At 70.3% G+C, this 15,440-nt stretch carries 13 protein-coding genes; 9 read left to right on the top strand and 4 right to left on the bottom strand.

Annotated elements, in window-relative coordinates:
- Window positions 1–111: 111 nt before the first annotated feature.
- Window positions 112–1,542 (bottom strand): DUF6421 family protein, encoded by a 1,431-nt coding sequence (locus ABD882_RS01865; RefSeq protein ID WP_345183746.1) that lies wholly within the window; start codon window positions 1,540–1,542, stop codon window positions 112–114.
- 71 nt (window positions 1,543–1,613) lie between these two features.
- Here ABD882_RS01865 and ABD882_RS01860 point away from each other — a divergent pair, with 71 nt between their 5' ends.
- The gene (locus ABD882_RS01860) at window positions 1,614–2,066 is read left to right on the top strand and encodes an Lrp/AsnC family transcriptional regulator (protein WP_345183745.1); all 453 of its coding nucleotides are present in this window, start codon (window positions 1,614–1,616) and stop codon (window positions 2,064–2,066) included.
- Between the two features lie 18 nt (window positions 2,067–2,084).
- Here the strand turns inward: ABD882_RS01860 and ABD882_RS01855 are convergent, their stop codons facing one another.
- Window positions 2,085–2,504 carry a group III truncated hemoglobin gene (locus ABD882_RS01855; protein WP_345183744.1) on the bottom strand — a complete coding sequence of 140 codons (420 nt, stop codon included), beginning with the start codon at window positions 2,502–2,504 and terminating at the stop codon, window positions 2,085–2,087.
- Between the two features lie 52 nt (window positions 2,505–2,556).
- Here ABD882_RS01855 and ABD882_RS01850 point away from each other — a divergent pair, with 52 nt between their 5' ends.
- The 7 genes from ABD882_RS01850 (at window position 2,557) to ABD882_RS01820 (ending at window position 9,649) form a co-directional block, all read left to right on the top strand.
- A complete protein-coding gene (locus tag ABD882_RS01850) occupies window positions 2,557–3,870 on the top strand; it encodes an aminotransferase class I/II-fold pyridoxal phosphate-dependent enzyme (protein ID WP_345183743.1) in 1,314 nt (437 codons plus the stop codon).
- Between the two features lie 111 nt (window positions 3,871–3,981).
- Entirely contained in the window at window positions 3,982–4,965 is a 984-nt protein-coding gene (locus ABD882_RS01845) for a 1,4-dihydroxy-2-naphthoate polyprenyltransferase (RefSeq protein WP_345183742.1), read from the top strand.
- Window positions 4,966–5,010: 45 nt separating this feature from the next.
- Complete coding sequence (locus tag ABD882_RS01840; RefSeq protein ID WP_345183741.1) at window positions 5,011–5,667, top strand: TlpA family protein disulfide reductase; 657 nt, start codon at window positions 5,011–5,013, stop codon at window positions 5,665–5,667.
- A 22-nt stretch (window positions 5,668–5,689) separates the two neighbouring features.
- The gene (locus ABD882_RS01835) at window positions 5,690–6,451 is read left to right on the top strand and encodes a cytochrome c biogenesis CcdA family protein (protein WP_345183740.1); all 762 of its coding nucleotides are present in this window, start codon (window positions 5,690–5,692) and stop codon (window positions 6,449–6,451) included.
- Window positions 6,452–6,458: 7 nt separating this feature from the next.
- Complete coding sequence (resB, locus tag ABD882_RS01830; RefSeq protein ID WP_345183739.1) at window positions 6,459–8,240, top strand: cytochrome c biogenesis protein ResB; 1,782 nt, start codon at window positions 6,459–6,461, stop codon at window positions 8,238–8,240.
- An 18-nt stretch (window positions 8,241–8,258) separates the two neighbouring features.
- Entirely contained in the window at window positions 8,259–9,272 is a 1,014-nt protein-coding gene (ccsB, locus tag ABD882_RS01825) for a c-type cytochrome biogenesis protein CcsB (protein ID WP_345183738.1), read from the top strand.
- Between the two features lie 80 nt (window positions 9,273–9,352).
- A complete protein-coding gene (locus ABD882_RS01820) occupies window positions 9,353–9,649 on the top strand; it encodes a DUF2277 domain-containing protein (protein WP_345183737.1) in 297 nt (98 codons plus the stop codon).
- Window positions 9,650–9,763: 114 nt separating this feature from the next.
- Here the strand turns inward: ABD882_RS01820 and ABD882_RS01815 are convergent, their stop codons facing one another.
- Window positions 9,764–11,740 carry a YhgE/Pip domain-containing protein gene (locus tag ABD882_RS01815; protein ID WP_345183736.1) on the bottom strand — a complete coding sequence of 659 codons (1,977 nt, stop codon included), beginning with the start codon at window positions 11,738–11,740 and terminating at the stop codon, window positions 9,764–9,766.
- A complete protein-coding gene (locus tag ABD882_RS01810; protein ID WP_345183734.1) occupies window positions 11,737–14,637 on the bottom strand; it encodes an MMPL family transporter in 2,901 nt (966 codons plus the stop codon). Before ABD882_RS01810 ends, ABD882_RS01815 begins: the two co-directional genes overlap by 4 nt.
- Before the next feature lie 142 nt (window positions 14,638–14,779).
- On the opposite strand from ABD882_RS01810, the gene ABD882_RS01805 reads away from it, so the two are divergent.
- A complete protein-coding gene (locus ABD882_RS01805) occupies window positions 14,780–15,400 on the top strand; it encodes a TetR/AcrR family transcriptional regulator (RefSeq protein WP_345183732.1) in 621 nt (206 codons plus the stop codon).
- The last annotated feature ends 40 nt before the right edge of the window (window positions 15,401–15,440 follow it).

Here is a 15,440-nt window from a genome sequence, read left to right as displayed (position 1 = left end):
CATCACTTTCTGCATGAGACACCACGTCAGGCGTGGTGTCTCATGTCAGAAGTGGAGTCTCGCGGATCCGGTGGGCGCGAGCCCGGGCTCACAGGGCGACGCGGGCCCGGCTCAGAGGTCGGTGCCGCGGATCCCCACGGTCGATTCGATGACCGGCCTCATCTTCTTCTCGAGCGTCTCGAAGAACATCGACAGGGGGAACTCGTCGTCCCGCACGGCGTCGGTGTAGCCCTTGGGGGCGCCGGCCAGGATCTCGTCCGGCAGGCCCCGCGCCCACTGCGACGCCGGGTGCGGGGTGAGGGTGCCGCGGACGAGCTCGTAGGCTGCGAGCCAGTGCGCGGTCTTCGGGCGGTCGATCGAGTGCCAGTACAGGTCATCGATCGCGTCGCCCAGGGCCACCACGGCGTCGGGCACGTTCTCCCAGTCGAAGGCGAGGGCGGTGTCGGTCCAGTGCAGCACGCCGCGCTGGTGCAGCCAGGCGAACAGCAGCTGTCCGCCGACGGCGTCGTAGTTGCGCGTGCGGGTGCCGGTGATCGCGAACCGGAAGATCCGGTCGAAGATCACCGCGTACTGCACGAGGTGCGCGTAGTCGTGCATCTCCTGCTCGGTCGCCGTGAGCTGCTCGCCGGCGGCCAGACGCGCGTCGAAGGCGCGCTCGATCTTCACCGACTCCCGGAACGCGGTCATGTCGCAGCGCATCTCCTCGAGCGAGTAGAGGAAGAACGGCATGCGCTGCTTGATCATGAACGGGTCGAACGGCAGATCGCCGCGCATGTGGGTGCGGTCGTGGATGATGTCCCACATCACGAACGTCTTCTCGGTCATCTGCTGGTCGTCGAGCATCGCGGCCGCGCGCTCGGGCAGGACGAGGTTCGTGATCTCGCTCGCCGCGCGCACGACCCGGCGGTAGCGGGCGGCCTCGCGGTCCTGGAAGATCGCGCCCCAGGTGAACGAGGGGATCTCCCGCATCGCCACGGTCTCGGGGAACAGCACGGCCGAGTTCGTGTCGTAGCCGGGGGTGAAGTCGATCAGGCGCAACGAGACGAACAGCCGGTTGCCGTAGTCACCGGCCTCCAGCTCGGCGATGAACGCGGGCCAGATGGTCTCGACGATCAGCGCCTCGACGAGGCGATCGCTGGATCCGTTCTGGGTGTACATCGGGAACACGACGAGGTGGCGGATGCCGTCGACGCGGTGCTGCTGCGGCTGGAACGCGTTGAGCGAGTCGAGGAAGTCCGGCACGCCGAAGTCCTCGGCGACCCAGCGCTCGAAGTCCTTGACGGAGGCCTCGAGGTACTCGGCGTCGTGCGGGAAGGCGGGGGCGAGCGCGCGGATGCCCGCGACGATCGCGGTGACGTGTGCGTGGGCCGCCTCGTGGTCGGCGGCGTTCGGGACGGATCCGTCCTTGATCTGCAGCGGGCGCAGCGCGATCGCGGCGTCCTTGAGGAGCTTCCAGGCCGCGGACTGCTCGGCGACAGCGGCATCCTCGACGACCTCGGGTTCGCCGATGAGAGCGTTGCTGTGCGTGGTGGTGAGGGACATCGGGACCTCCGATCGGAGTTTCACAGGAAATATTCCTGTCGAATTGAATTGACTCCGATATTCTTCCATGTATGGACGATCCTGTCGACCTCGCGATCCTTGCCGCCATCTCTCTCGACGGGCGGGCCACGCTCTCCCACCTCTCCGAGGCCGCGGGCCTGTCGGTCTCCGCCGTGCAGTCGCGGCTGCGCCGGCTGGAATCGCGCGGCGTCATCACCGGATACCGGCCGATCATCGACGCGGAAGCCGTGGGCAAACCGCTCGCGGCGTTCATCGAGATCACGCCCCTGGATCCTGCGCAGCCCGACAACGCGCCGGAGCTGCTCGAGCCGCTCACGGCGATCGAGGCCTGCCATTCGATCGCCGGCGACGCGAGCTACATGCTGTTCGTCCGGGTCCCGTCGCCCCGGCATCTTGAGCAGCTCGTGCGTGACATCCGCCTGGCTGCGAACGTGAGCACCCGCACGACGGTGGTGCTGCAGACGTTCTACGAGCACCGGCCCGTCGTGCCCGCCTCGGAGTAGCGCGGCGCGCGGGTCAGCTCAGGAGGCGACGTCGGGGCGGAGTCGGATCGTGTCGAGCAGGCTGCCGGACAGTCCCTGCAGACGGCGCTGCATCGATGCCGCGATCCTGCCCGCCTGGACCTTCGCCAGGTCCGCCACCGGCCCGTCGTAGAGGCGGTCGACCGTCGCTCCCCACAACTGCAGCCAGCGGTCGAAGTGCGCGTCGGTAAGGGGATGCTTCCGGTTCAGCCCCTCGTGCAGCGCGAGCGCGTTGCGCTGATACCCGCCGGCCTGGAACAGCACGCTCTCCCAGAAGTCGCCCATGATCGGCAGGTGGTGATCGAGATCCATGTGCGCGACGTCGGTGAAGATGCGTCCGATCAGCGGATCCTGGAACGCGCTCTCGTAGAAGGTGCGCACCAGCACGAGGATGTCGTCGCGGTCGCGGATGTCGGGCATGCCTCCAGGGTAGGCCGGGCCGGGCGAGCGGGGGCGGCCCTAGGCTGAGGGCGTGGAGCGGACGATCCGGGGCAGCACGGCGAATGAGATCGCCGACTCGATCCGCGACCTGATCGGATCCGGATCCCTCGCGCCCGGCGCCGCCCTGCCGACCGTGCGGGGTCTCGCCGAGCGGCTCGGCGTGAACCGCAACACGGTCGCCGCGGCCTATCAGTCCCTCGCCCGCGCGGGCGCCGTGGCGAGCCGGGGCCGGGGCGGGACCGTGGTCGCCGAGCTCGTGCGCACCGAGGAGGAGGGTTTCGCCGCCGAGACCGTGCTGCGCGACCTCGGCAGCGGCAATCCGGATCCGGATCTGCTGCCGCTTCCCGTGCTCGCGGAGGTGGATCTGCGCACGCCCGCCCTGTACGGCGACGCGCTCATCGACGAGGGGCTGCGCACCTGGGCGACCGCCTGGCTGGCCGAAGCCCAGCCACGGCCGTTCGAGCTGTCCGTGACGTCCGGCGCGGTGGACGCCCTGGAGCGCCTGCTCGTCGCCTCGCTCGCGCCCGGCGACGTGGTCGGGCTCGAGGATCCGTGCTTCCTCAGCAGCATCAACGTCGTCAAGCTCGGCGGGTACCGGCCCGTGGGGATTCCCCTCGACGACGAGGGCATCACGCCGGCCGGGCTGCGGGCCGCGATCGCCGCCGGCGCCCGCACGATCGTGTGCACGCCGCGGGCGCACAACCCGACCGGGATCAGCCTCACCGCGCGTCGGGCCGCGGAGCTGCGGGCCGTGCTCGCCGAGGCTCCGCACGTGCTGATCATCGAGGACGATCACTACTCGCTGCTGTCGCGCCGGCCGTACCACTCGGTGATCCCGGAAGAGCACCCGCGCTGGGCCCTGGTGCGGTCGATGTCGAAGTTCCTCGGCCCGGATCTGCGCCTGGCCCTGCTCGCCTCGGATCCGGACACCGCCGCGCAGCTGCGCACCCGGCTCTCTCCCGGTAAGACCTGGGTGAGCCGGATCCTGCAGCGCGTGGCGGTCGGCATGCTCGACCACCCGGACACCCCCGCCGCCCTGGAACGGGCCGGCGCCCACTACGCCGAACGCGGTGACGCCCTGCGGGCGCTGCTGCGGGAGCGCGGGATCACGGTGCGCGGAGACGACGGCCTGAACGTGTGGGTGGAGTGCAGTGCGGACGGACGCGCCGTCTCCGAGGCGATGATGCGGCGCGGCTGGCTCGTGCGCACCGGTGGCGGGTTCCTGCTCGAGGCCGACGAGGCCTCGCCGCAGATCCGGCTCACCGCGCACACCCTCGACGACGCCGAGCTGCGCCTCCTCGCCGACGACCTGCAGGCCGCGATCGCCGACGCCCGCCGCCGCTGAGGGCCCCGCGCTGGCCCTCCGCTCTTGTCCCTGCGGGTAGAACGGCCTCGAGAGGGCGCGGGATGACGGGGTGCGGCGATGGCTGAGAGGCCGCTTCGCTAGGATTCCGGGGTGGCGAACCGCAAGACCAAGAAGACCGCACCCGCACCCGCGCGCGGGGCGACGCGTCCCCGCTCGGGCAACCCGGCGAAGCGTCCGATCGAGGCGCTCGCGCCGGTGACGCTCGGCGACTGGATCGGCGCCGCACGGCCGCGCACCCTGCCGCTCGCGATCGCTCCGGTGCTGGTCGGCACGGGCGCGGCGCGGCTGGGCGATCCGCACTTCCACTGGGTGATCGCACTCGCCTGCCTCGCCGTCGCCGTCTGCCTGCAGATCGGCGTGAACTTCACGAACGACTACAGCGACGGCGTGCGCGGCACCGACGCCCACCGGGTCGGCCCCGCGCGGCTGACCGCGTCCGGCCGGGTGTCGGCGAAGAGCGTGCTGATCACCGGGCTCGCCTTCTTCGCGCTCGCCGCGGTGGCGGGCCTCGGCATCGTTATCCGCACCCAGCAGTGGTGGATGATCGCGGTCGGCGCGGTGTGCATCGTCGCGGCCTGGTTCTACACCGGCGGCAAGCGCCCGTACGGCTACAACGCCCTCGGCGAGGTCTTCGTCTTCGTCTTCTTCGGTCTCGTGGCGACCCTCGGCACCGCCTGGGTGCAGGCGAAGGCGCTGCCCCAGGAGGCATGGATCGGCGCGGTCTGCGTCGGCCTGTTCGCGTGCGCGGTGCTGCTCGCGAACAATCTCCGCGACATCGATCAGGACCGTGCGGTCGGAAAGCGCACCCTGACCGTGGTGATCGGAAAGCGCGCCACCCAGGTGCTCTACACGGTGTTCGTGATCCTGCCGTTCGCAGGGCTCGCACTGCTCGGGCTGTTCTACCCGATCGCGTGGGTCGGCCTGCTCGCGCTGCTGGCACTGCTGCCGGCCGTGGTGATCGTGTGGATGTACCGCTCTCCCCGCGAGCTCGTGATCGCCCTCGCACTCACCTCGCTGGGCACGCTCGCCTACGCCGGCGCGCTGTTCTGGGCGTTCCTCTCGCCGACGGTGTGAGCCCCGCCCACCTCATGCATAGAGACTTTCCGTAGGATTCGAAGCATGCTCTCCCGTTCGTCGCGCCCGCCTCGCGGTCTCCCCGACGGCAGAACGAGAAGGCACCGCACGGCTCGGCTGATCGCCGCCGTCCTGGGCGTGGGTCTCGCGACGGGCCTCGCCGCCTGCGCGAGCGATCCCGTGGCAGACCAGTACCGCAACGGCGACAACAAGGGCTACATCGGCTCCGATGGCCTGCGCGTCGACGAGATCAAGGCGGCGGATCGCACCAAGCCGGTGACGTTCGGCGGTGTGCTGGAGACCGGCAAGACCTTCGACAGCAAGAGCGTCGCAGGCGACGTCACCGTGGTGAACTTCTGGTACGCCGCGTGCGGCCCGTGCCGCGTCGAGGCGAAGGATCTCGAGACCGCCTGGCAGAAATACCAGGGCAAGGGCGTCTCCTTCGTCGGCGTCAACACATACGACCAGGCCGACACCGCGAACTCGTTCAACCAGAAGTACGGCGTCAGCTACCCCAGCATCATCGACGTGAACACGGGTGCCGCGAAGCTGGCGTTCGCCGAGTCCACCTCGATCCAGGCCACGCCCACCACGCTCGTGCTCGACAAGCAGGGCAGGGTGGCCGCGCGCGTGATCGGCCCGATCGGATCCGCCTCGATCCTCGAGACGCTCATCGACGACGCGCTCAAGGAGACGTCATGAGCACGCGTCGCGGTCGCGTCGCGTGAACGTCGACGCGATCGTCGGATCCGGGGCCCTCTGGCTGGCGCTGCCCGTCGCCATGCTCGCCGGTCTCCTGTCGTTCCTCTCGCCCTGCGTGCTGCCGCTCGTGCCGGGCTATCTCGGCTTCGTCGGCGGTGCGGTGAGCGGCGCGCCGACCGGGCAGGACGGCACGACCGCCTCCCCGTCCCGCCGCCAGATGGTGCTCGGCGTGCTGCTGTTCATCCTCGGGTTCACGCTCGTGTTCGTGCTGTTCGCGGTCATCGGCGGGACGGCGGGAGTGTTCCTGCTGCGCTGGGGCGACCTGATCACGCGGATCCTCGGCGCCGTCATCATCGTGATGGGGCTCGTCTTCATCGGGATGTTCGGCTTCGCGCAGCGCACCGTGCGGATGAACGTGTCCGGCCGGGCCGGCCTGATCGGCGCCCCGCTGCTCGGAATCGCGCTCGGTTTCGGCTGGAGCCCGTGCATGGGCCCGACCCTGTCGGCCATCGTCTCGCTCTCGCTCAACGTCGGCGACGTGGGCCGGGCGGCGCTGCTCGGCGTCGCCTACTCCCTCGGGCTCGGCATCCCGTTCCTGCTCGTCGCACTCGGCTTCGGCTGGGCCACGCGCTCCGTCACGTTCCTGCGCAAGCACGTGCGGATCGTCAACATCGTCGGAGGTGCACTGCTGATCGTGCTCGGCCTGCTCATGGTGACCGGAGTGTGGAAGATGATCATGTCCAGCATCGGGGCGGTGATCGGCAGTGTCGAACTCCCGCTCTGACGGATCCATGACCGCGACGAAGAAGGCGCAGGCCGCGCGGTCGTCGGATCCGCTGCGTCCCAGCGACCACATCGACGGATCCGGAGACGCGCCCGGCACCGGGATCGAATCCCCGAAGCTGAACGTCATCGGCTGGCTGCGCTGGGGCTGGCGTCAGCTCACCTCGATGCGCACGGCGCTGGTGCTGCTGCTCATCCTCGCGATCGCGGCGATCCCCGGCTCGATCTTCCCGCAGCGGATGGCGGATCCCAACGGCGTGACGCAGTGGAAGACGGATCACCCCGATCTGTTCCCGATCCTCGACTCGATGCAGCTGTTCGACGTCTACCTGTCGGCCTGGTTCTCGGCCATCTACCTGCTGCTGTTCCTGTCGCTGGTCGGCTGCGTGATCCCGCGCATCAAGCACCACGCGAAGGCGCTGGGATCCCGCCCGCCGCGCACCCCCGCCCGGCTGCAGCGGCTCGACGACTTCCGCGAGACCACGCGCACCGTGACCGGATCCGACGCGGCCGCCGCGGCTGAGCGGACGGTGGAGATCGCGCAGAAGCAGCTGCGCGCGCTGCGCTATCGGGTCGAGCGCTACGACGACAAGCGCGGCTTCTCGGTGTCGGCCGAGCGCGGCTACGCCCGCGAGACCGGCAACCTCATCTTCCACCTCGCCCTGCTCGGCGTGCTCGTGGCGGTGGGGGTCGGCGGCAGCTTCGCGTACACGGGGCAGCGGGTGGTCGTCGAGGGCACGAGCTTCGTGAACACCCTGCTGGACTACTCGTCGATGAACCGGGGCCGGTTCGTGTCCGACGACGCGCTGCAGCCGTACCGGATGACGCTGAATCAGTTCGACGTCACGTACCAGCCGTTCGATCAGACCAAGCCCTCGTCCGGCCAGGCGGGCGACTTCAACGCGCACGTCACGGTGTCCGAGCCCGGCTCTGCCACGCGCAAGGAATCCGTGGTGGTGAACCACCCGCTCGGCATCGCCGGAGACCGCGTCTATCTGCTCGGCAACGGCTACGCGCCGACGATCACGGTGCGAAACGCGGCGGGTGAGGTCGTCTTCCACGACTCGGTGCCGTTCCTGCCGCAGAACAACAGCACCATGACCTCGCTCGGCGTGGTGAAGGTGCCGGACGGGCTGCCGCAGCAGCTCGGCATGGTCGGATTCTTCTATCCCACGGCCGCGGCGCTGAGCACCGGGGCGTTCACCTCCGCGTACCCGAACCTGATCAACCCGCTGCTCACGCTCAACGTCTACGCGGGAGACCTCGGCATCGACGACGGCACGCCGCGCTCGGTGTACGTGCTCGATCCGAGCAAGATGACCCAGCTCACCGGCGGCAAGACGGGGGTGACCTCGCTCCAGCTGCAGCCCGGCGACACCGCCCAGCTGCCGAACGGGATGGGATCCGTCACCTTCGACAACGAGGCACCGAAGGGCGCGAAAGACTACTCGCAGGCGGTCAAGCGCTACGTGTCGCTGCAGATCCACCACGATCCGTCGGAGCAGTGGGTGCTCGGCTTCGCGGCGCTCGCCGTGCTCGGCCTGGTGCTCGCGCTGTTCGTGCCGCGCCGGCGGGTGTGGGTCAAGGTGACGGTCGTGGACGGATCCGTCCGGCTGGAATACGCCGGACTCGCGCGCGGCGAGGATCCGACCCTGGGCGCGGCGGTCGAGGATCTCCTCGCCGGGCACGCCCGCCTTCTCGACGTCGACGGCTCCACCGCCGAGGCCGCACCACCCTCATCCGAAGAGCCCGATGACAGCGGACGCTTCGACAAGCTCAGCGACCGCTAGCGAAAGTAGGCTGACAGCATGAATTTCGATTCGATGTCGATCCTGACGATCTGGACGGCGATCGCGATCTACGCGGCCGCGTTCATCGCATACGCGCTCGATCTCGCCAAGCGATCGCAGGCGTCGTCGGATGCCCGCTTCGCGGAGGGCGAACTCGACGCCGCCGTCGTCGAACGCGAGCTCGTCGGCGCGGCGGTCGGCGGATCCTCGGTCCGCACCGCGAGCGGCAGCGCCGGGGCCGCGAAGGCAGCGGACGCCGCGCCGCCGCGGTTCGTGATGGCGCGGATCGGCACGGCGCTCGCGACCCTGGGCTTCCTGTTCCAGCTCGCGGGTGTCGTGATGCGCGGCATCGCCGCCGGCCGGGTGCCCTGGTCGAACATGTACGAGTTCAGCATGACCGGCACGCTGCTGATCATCGCCGTCTACCTCGCGGTGAACATCTGGTTCGACCTGAAGTACCTCGGCACCTTCATCCTCGGCCTCGTGGTCGTGCTGCTCGGAGGGGCCGCGACCGGGTTCTACGTGCAGGTCGTGCCGTTGTCCGACCCGCTGAAGAGCGTGTGGCTGGTGATCCACGTGTTCGTGGCGTCGCTGGGCACCGCGTTCTTCGCGCTCGCCTTCGCGCTCAGCGTGTTCCAGCTGATGCAGACGCGCCGTGAGGCCAAGGTGCTCGCCGGTGCGGAGAAGACCGGTCTGCGGTTCCTCGCGACGCTGCCGTCGTCCGTGCGGCTGGAGGGCCTCGCCTACCGGTTCGCGACCGTCGGCTTCATCCTCTGGACGTTCACGCTGATCGCCGGGTCGATCTGGGCCAACGACGCCTGGGGCCGTTACTGGGGCTTCGACACCAAGGAGACCTGGACGTTCATCATCTGGGTGCTCTACGCCGGATACATCCACGCCAGGGCCACGCGCGGGTGGCGCGGATCCCGGTCGGCGTGGCTCGCGATCGTCGGCTTCAGCGCCGTGCTGTTCAACTTCACGATCGTGAACATGTTCTTCAAGGGCCTGCACGTCTACTCGGGCCTGAGCTGAGCTGAGCTGAGCCGGCACGGCTCGTCCCGGCGTCCGCGCCAGGGGCTGCGTCGACCGCGGATCCGGGTTATCGTCACGGCATGTGCCGGAACATTCGCTGCCTTCACAACTTCGAGCCGCCGACGAACGATGACGAAGTGCGGGAGGCCGCACTCCAGTTCGTCCGCAAGGTGAGCGGATCCACGCATCCGTCCCGCGCGAACACCCCGGCGTTCGAGCAGGCGATCGACGAGATCGCCCAGGCGACACGGCGGATGCTGGATCAGCTGGTCACGAACGCGCCGCCGAAGAGCCGCGAGCTCGAGGCGGTCAAAGGCCGCCAGCGGCACGAGAAGCGCATGGAGCGCGAGGTCAGGATCCGCACCGCGACCCCCTGACCCTGCCGTGCGGAGAAGCCTGCAGCCGGGCGAGAAACCAGTTCCTGCAGGAGAAACACCTTCAGCAGTGGTGTCTCGTGCAGGATCTGGTTTCTCGCGGCAGTGGCGCGCGGATCAGGTCGCGGGTGCGAGCACGGCGCGGGCCGAGGTGGTGCGGCGGGCGACGACCGCGAGGGTGGTCGCGATGAGCGACAGCACCGTCCAGACCAGGAGCCCGGTGATCGCAGCGGGAGTGCCGACGTCACCGAGCAGTGCGGTCGCCGCGGGGGAGACGGGCAGGAACCCGGCGATCGAGGCCAGCCAGCCCGGCAGCGTGGAGATGATCCCCGCGCCGAGGGCGAGCACGCCGATGACCGCTCCGATCCAGCGGCCGATGCCGCCCAGCACCGCGACGAGCGCCTGGTTGACCGCGGCGAAGGCGACGCCGGCCAGCACCGCGGCACCCGCGAAGCCCCACCAGCGGGCCGGATCGTAGCCGGCGACGAGCTGCACGATGAGCGCGACCAGCAGACCCTGGGCTGCACCGATCGCACCGGCCGGGACGAATCCGCGCAGGGCCAGCGCGGCGGACGAGCGGCGCGAGGTCAGCGCCCGCGCGGTGAACGCCCGCATCACGACAAACGACGCGAGCCCGCCGAACCAGAGCACCACGGCGGCGAGCAGCGGGATCGCCGTCGGGCCGAACATGCCGCCCGAGGTGTCGGCTGCCACCGGGTTCGCGACCACCGACGCGAGCGAAGACGCCTGGGAATCGGTGCGCTTCGGCAGCGAATCCGCGGCCTGGTGCAGCCCCGCGGCGAGGCCGCTCGTGCCGGTGGCGAGGGATCCGATGCCCGTGCTCAGCGACTGCGCGCCGTCGGCGAGCTGTGTCGCGCCGGACTGCAGCCCGCTCGCCCCGGTGGCCAGGCCCTGCGCGCCGGTCGCGCTCTGCGTCGTGCCCTCCGCCAGCTGGCCGAGCCCGGAGGAGAGCTGGTTGATGCCGTCCGCGGCGGTGCGCATCTGACCCGCGACGGTCCCGGGCAGCGTCGCGAGACCGCTGACGCCGTCCGCCACCTGAGCGCTTCCCGCGGCCGCTCCGGCCGCGATCGGCGCGGTCTGCGCCGCGATCGCCGCCATTTCGTTCAACTTGTCGCAGAGGGCCTTATCGGTTGCGGGGTCGCAGAGCGTGATGGCCTCGGTCAGCTTCCCTTGGAGCTGGGACACGCCCGCGCTTGCGCCGGCGGCCGCGTTCTTCGTCTGCGCCGCCCCCGCGGCGAGCGCCTGGGCACCGGGCACCTGCGCAGCGAGCGTATTCGCCCCCGCCGCGAGTCCCGCCCCGGCCTGGTTCGCCCCGGTCTGTGCCGACGTGATGCCGGACGAGATCGAGCTCAGGCCCGAGGAGAGCTGCGTCGCCCCGTCGGCGAGCTGGCCGGCGCCGTCGGCGAGCTTGGTCGCGCCGTCCGGGATCGCGCCGGCCCCGGTCGCGGCGGACTGCGCGCCGGCGGCGAGCTTGTCAGCGCCGTCCGCAGCCTCGCCGATCTTGTCGCCGAGAGTGCCGAAGCCGAGGAGCACGTTCTGCAGGGTGCTCTTCGAGATCGTCGAACCCATCGTCGACGCGGCGGTGGCCGCGATCTGGTTCGCGATCAGGCCGTCGGCGGCCCGCGCCTGCGGGGCCGTGGTCACCGAGATCGTCGCCTGCTTCGCGGACGCGGCGGGATCCTGGATCGCGGTGCCGCCCGAGACTGCAGCCGCGGAGAACTCCTTCGGGATCCGCACGACCGCCTGGTACGTGCCGTTCTTGAGGCCGGCCGCGGCGTCCTTCTCGTTCGAGATGACCCAGGTGACGTTCTCGTCGGTCTTTCCGGTGCCCTTCACGAGCCCCGCGGACAGCTGCCGGCCGAGCGGCGCGAGCTGTCCATCGACCTTCACCGGCTCGTCGTCGTTCACGATCGCGGCGGTCATGGTGTCGAGGTGGTGCGTGGGATCCTGCAGGGCCGCGACGAGCACGCCGCCGAGGATCCCGGGCAGGATCAGCACGCCGATCAACGTGAGCGCCGTGATCGGCTTGTGCGAGCGGGCGCGCTCGATCAGCGCGGAGAGTCGGGAGCTCATGCGGTCACCTCGTCGAGGTCGGTGTCGGTCAGCGGGGTGGCGACCTCTTCTGGGGTCGTTGAGCGCGCACCGACGGAGTCGGAGCGAGACGAAACGCGGTGATCCTGCGGGAGACGGCGTTTCGTCTTGGTCTCGCTCCGCTCGTCCTCGCTCAACGACCCCAAGGGGAGGGACTGGGTGGCGTCGAGATCCCGGATCTGCGGATCCGCCCAGCCGGCGTCGGCGAGCAGCGCCTGTGCGGTGTCGACGTCCTCGGCGGTGGCGAGCACCGCGAGCGGACCGCGTGCGGCGGCATCGCGGAGCATCGCGCTCGCCTGCTCGCTCTGCGCGAGGGTGAGCCGGTCGGCGCCGTCGATCACGACGAGCGTGGTGCGTGCGCGCAGGGCGTCGCGCAGCTCGCGCAGCGGATCCGCGGAGCCGCTTCCGTTCCCGTCGACGATCACGCAGCCGACGTGCGCGCGCACCCATGCGCCGCGCCCCGGCATCAGATGCCCGGCCACGCGGAGACGCCCCTGCGACGGCACCCGGGCGGCGATCGCGAGGCCCACGGCGCGCCGCACGGCCTCGTCGCGTCCGGTCAGCACGAGCGCCGATGCGGGCGCGAGGCGCAGGTCGAGCCCCTCGATCGCGCCGGCGACGGTGAGCCCATCGGCGGCGATCACGGAGTCGTCGCCGGGCCAGGCGGCCAGATGACGCTCGCGCTCGACGGCCTCGCCCTCGATGTCGACGTGCGGCAGGATCTTCGCTAGCCAGCCCGGGATCCGCCAGGCGCGATCGCCGAGGATCGCCATCAGCGCCGGGATCAGCGTCATGCGCACCAGGAACGCGTCGATCGCGATGCCGGCGGCGAGGCCCAGCGCGATCGGCTTGAGCGAGGAGTCGCCCTCCGGCACGAAGGCCACGAACACGGCGAACATGATCACCGCGGCGGCAGTGACCACGCGGGCGGAGGAGACGAACCCGGTGCGCACCGCGCGCACGGCCGCACCACGAGAGGTGGCGCGATCCTTCGCCTCGGGATCGTGCACGAAGTCCTCGCGCATACGGGAGACCAGGAACACCTGGTAGTCCATCGCGAGGCCGAAGAGCACCCCCATCAGGATGATCGGCATGAAGCTGATGATCGGCCCGGTGCGGGCGACGTGCAGCGCGTCGGCGAACCAGCCCCACTCGAACACGGCGGCGACCACGCCGAACGCGGCCACGATCGAGAGCAGGTAGCCGAGCGCCGCCGTGATCGGCACCCAGATCGAGCGGAACACGATGGTGAGCAGCACGAGCGACAGGCCGATCACGAAGATCCCGAACGGCAGCAGCGCGCCGCCGAGCTGGTCGGAGATGTCGATCCCGACGGCGGTGAACCCGGTGACCTTGAGGTCGATGCCGAACTCCTTGAGCCACTCGTCGTGGTGCGCGCGCAGCTCGCGCACGAGGTCGGCGGTCGCGGGGGCGTCCGGCGCGGTGGTCGGGATCACCTGCACGATGCCCGTGTCCGCGGTCTGGTTCGGGGTCGCCAGTGCGATCTCGGCCACCCCGGGGAGCTTCGCGACCGCGTCACCCAGGTCGTGCATGAGCCCGACTGGATCCGTCGACGTGACGATCGTGCCGGTGAGGATCAGCGGTCCGTTGAAGCCGGCGCCGAAATGCTCGGCCGTGAGGTCGTAGCTCGTCCTGGCTTCGGAGCCCTTCGGCAGCACGCCGGCATTCGGCAGCGCAAGGGCGAGGCTGGTCGCGGGCACGGCGACGATGCCGAGGCCGATCACGACGGCGAGCGCCACGAGCACCGGATGCCGGGTGACCCCGCCGACCCAGCGCGCCGAGAACGTGGGCCGGGGCTCGGCGGCGCCCTTGCGCGCCGTCCGCTGCTTCCTCGGCCGGCCGGCGACCCGGCCCTTCATGAACCCGAGCACCGCCGGGGTGAGGGTGATCGCGATGAGCACGGCGATGGCGACCGCGACCGCGGCGGCGATGCCCATCGTGGTGAGGAACGGGATGCCGGCGAAGCCGAGCCCGATGAGGGCGATGAGCACTGTGACGCCCGCGAACACGACCGCGGATCCGGCGGTGCCGGTCGAACGTGCGGCGGATTCCTCAGGATCCACCCCCGCGCGCACCTGATCCTGATGTCGCGCGACGATGAACAGCGCGTAGTCGATCCCGACCGCGAGCCCGAGCATGAGGGCCAGCAGCGGAGTGGTCGATGAGACGGAGGCGAAGGCGGTGGCCGCGAAGATCGCGGCCATCGAGATGCCGACGCCGAGGATCGCGGTGAGCAGCGGCATGCCGGCCACCACGAACGAGCGGAATGTGACGACGAGGACCAGCAGGGCGATGATCAGTCCCACAGCCTCGGTCAGCGAGAGCGCGGGGATCGACATCGCGAACAGGTCTCCGCCGAGCACGGTGCGGGATCCGTCGGGCAGCTGCTTCTGCAGGTCGGCAACCGAGGCGCGCAGCGAGTCCTTGGCGGCGGGGGTGACGTCGGAGGCCTGCCCCTTGAACTGCAGCCGCACGATCGCCGCGGCGCGATCCTTGCTCACCATGCCGGTGACCTGCTCGTTGTAAGGGGAGGTGGCCGCGAGCACGCCGGAGAGGTGGCTCAGCTGAGTCACGGTCTGCTCGATCGGCGCCTTGTACGCGGCCTCGGTGACGCTGTCGCCCGGGGCGGCGACGACGATGAACTGCGCGCTCGTGCCGCTCACCTGCGGGAACGTGCGCTCGAGCTGCTCGAGCCCCGCCTGGGACTCGGTGCCGGGGATCGTGAACGCGTTGTCGGTGCCCTTGCCGAGTGCGAGGGCGGCGCCGCCGGCGATGCCGAGCACGAGCAGCCAGGCCACGAGCACGCGCCAGGGGTGGCGGAACGACCAGCGTCCGAGCGAGGAGAGAAGGGTGGACACGGAGTTCCTCCGACAGGGCGTTCGCGGGTGAGGTTCGATACACTGGTGTATTCGATACGTCTCTGTATCGTATGGCGAGGGCGCCGGGATAGTCTGTGCGCGAGATGTGAATCACGGGCGAGGACGTCCGCGAGAGGGGGACATGGCGATCAGTGCGACGCGGAGCCGCGAGAACACGCGGGCGCGGCTGCTCGAGGCGGCGGCGCTGGTGTTCGCCGAGGTCGGACTGGACGGTGCGACCGTCGAGGCCGTCTGCGAGCGCGCCGGATTCACCCGCGGCGCCTTCTACTCGAACTTCGAGTCGAAGGACGAGCTCTTCCTCGAACTCGCCGGCTCCGTCTCCGCGGAGCGGCTGACCGCCGTGCGGGAGCGCGTGGCCGAGCTGAACGAGGCCGGAGCGCTCACCGCCGACTGCGACGCCACGACCCTCGTGCAGCAGGTCATGGACACCGGCAGCGACGATCGGCTGGGGGTCATGCTGCTCAGTGAGATCCGGCTCCGCGCGCTCCGCGACCACGCCTGGGGCAAGGCCTACCTGAAGCAGGAAGAGGAGATGGTCGCCGGCATCGCCCGGATCATCGACGACATCGTCGCCGCGGGGATGATGTCACTCCGCGTCGAGTCGGAGATCGCGGCCCGCATGCTCCTCGTGATCTGGGAGGGCATGACCGTGCGCGGCGCGATGGCCGGCCAGGACGACGCACAGCTGCGCCGAGTCGGCAGCGTGGAGCTCGGCCGGATGGTGCAGCTGCTGCTGGGCTGAACGCTCGCGGTCGGTGCCCGAGTTCCGGCGCGGCGCCCGG

It is taken from the genome of Microbacterium panaciterrae (assembly GCF_039541635.1).
GTDB classification, from domain to species: domain Bacteria; phylum Actinomycetota; class Actinomycetes; order Actinomycetales; family Microbacteriaceae; genus Microbacterium; species Microbacterium panaciterrae.
This window is presented reverse-complemented; position numbering and strand designations above follow the sequence as displayed.

What these genes read in the sequence shown, in the direction of transcription:
- ABD882_RS01865 (WP_345183746.1), bottom strand. Translation starts at nt 1,542, where the DNA reads ATGTCCCTCACCACCACGCACAGCAACGCTCTCATCGGCGAACCCGAG.
- ABD882_RS01860 (WP_345183745.1), top strand. Translation starts at nt 1,614, where the DNA reads ATGGACGATCCTGTCGACCTCGCGATCCTTGCCGCCATCTCTCTCGAC.
- ABD882_RS01855 (WP_345183744.1), bottom strand. Translation starts at nt 2,504, where the DNA reads ATGCCCGACATCCGCGACCGCGACGACATCCTCGTGCTGGTGCGCACC.
- ABD882_RS01840 (WP_345183741.1), top strand. Translation starts at nt 5,011, where the DNA reads ATGCTCTCCCGTTCGTCGCGCCCGCCTCGCGGTCTCCCCGACGGCAGA.
- resB (WP_345183739.1), top strand. Translation starts at nt 6,459, where the DNA reads ATGACCGCGACGAAGAAGGCGCAGGCCGCGCGGTCGTCGGATCCGCTG.
- ccsB (WP_345183738.1), top strand. Translation starts at nt 8,259, where the DNA reads ATGAATTTCGATTCGATGTCGATCCTGACGATCTGGACGGCGATCGCG.
- ABD882_RS01820 (WP_345183737.1), top strand. Translation starts at nt 9,353, where the DNA reads ATGTGCCGGAACATTCGCTGCCTTCACAACTTCGAGCCGCCGACGAAC.
- ABD882_RS01815 (WP_345183736.1), bottom strand. Translation starts at nt 11,740, where the DNA reads ATGAGCTCCCGACTCTCCGCGCTGATCGAGCGCGCCCGCTCGCACAAG.
- ABD882_RS01805 (WP_345183732.1), top strand. Translation starts at nt 14,780, where the DNA reads ATGGCGATCAGTGCGACGCGGAGCCGCGAGAACACGCGGGCGCGGCTG.